This window comes from Streptomyces javensis (assembly GCF_039525925.1).
GTDB classification, from domain to species: domain Bacteria; phylum Actinomycetota; class Actinomycetes; order Streptomycetales; family Streptomycetaceae; genus Streptomyces; species Streptomyces asiaticus.
Window position 1 is genome coordinate 1 of sequence record NZ_BAAAIF010000257.1, and the last position, 913, is coordinate 913.

1 protein-coding gene is annotated in these 913 nt (G+C 68.9%); it reads left to right on the top strand.

Translation table 11 applies throughout. From position 1 onward, the window contains the following. Positions 1-59: 59 nt before the first annotated feature. The coding region (locus tag ABD329_RS47840; protein ID WP_344318296.1) for an AMP-binding protein at positions 60-913 on the top strand (854 nt) is incomplete at its 3' end.

Consider the following 913-nt stretch of genomic DNA (forward strand, 5'->3'; position numbering starts at 1 on the left):
GGCATCCGGCGTATGTCATCTATACGTCGGGGTCGACGGGTGTTCCGAAGGGTGTGGTGGTGTCGCGGGCGGCCGTTGGGGGTTTCTTGGCTGCGGTGGGGCGGCGGGTGGGGTTGGGGGTGGGGGATCGGTTGTTGGCGGTGACGACGGTCTCGTTTGATATTGCGGCGTTGGAGGTGTTTTTGCCGCTGGTGTGTGGGGCGGGGGTGGTGGTGGCTTCGGATGTGGAGGTGGGTGATCCGGTGGCGTTGTCGGGGTTGGTGGGGCGGTGGGGGGTGTCGGTGGTGCAGGCCACGCCGACGTTGTGGCAGGCCATCGTCTCCCAGGCTCCGGGCATGGTGGAGGGGTTGCGGGTGCTGGCCGGTGGGGAGGCGTTGCCGGCTGGGCTGGCTCGGCGGTTGGGTGAGTTGGGTTCGCGGGTGGTCAATCTGTACGGTCCGACTGAGTGCACTATCTGGTCCTCGGCCGCCACTTTGGATCCGGCCGATCGGGGGGCGCCGCCGTCGTTGGGTCGTCCGTTGTCCAATACCTCGGTGTTCGTGCTGGATGGTGGGTTGGGGCTGGTGCCGCCGGGTGTGGTGGGTGAGTTGTATATAGCTGGTACCGGGTTGGCGCGGGGGTATGCGGGGCGTGGGGGGCTGACGGCGGAGCGATTTGTGGCGTGTCCGTTCGCCGGGCCTGGTGGGCGGATGTATCGGACCGGGGACCTGGTGCGGTGGCGGGTGGATGGGCGGCTGGAGTTCGTCGGCCGGGTGGACGATCAGGTCAAGGTCCGGGGTTTCCGTATTGAGTTGGGTGAGGTGGAGGCGGCGCTGGCGTCGCATCCGCGGGTGGTGCGGGCGGCGGTCGTGGTGCGCGAGGACCGTCCCGGGGACCGGCGGCTGACCGGCTATGCCGTACCCACGGCTGGGTC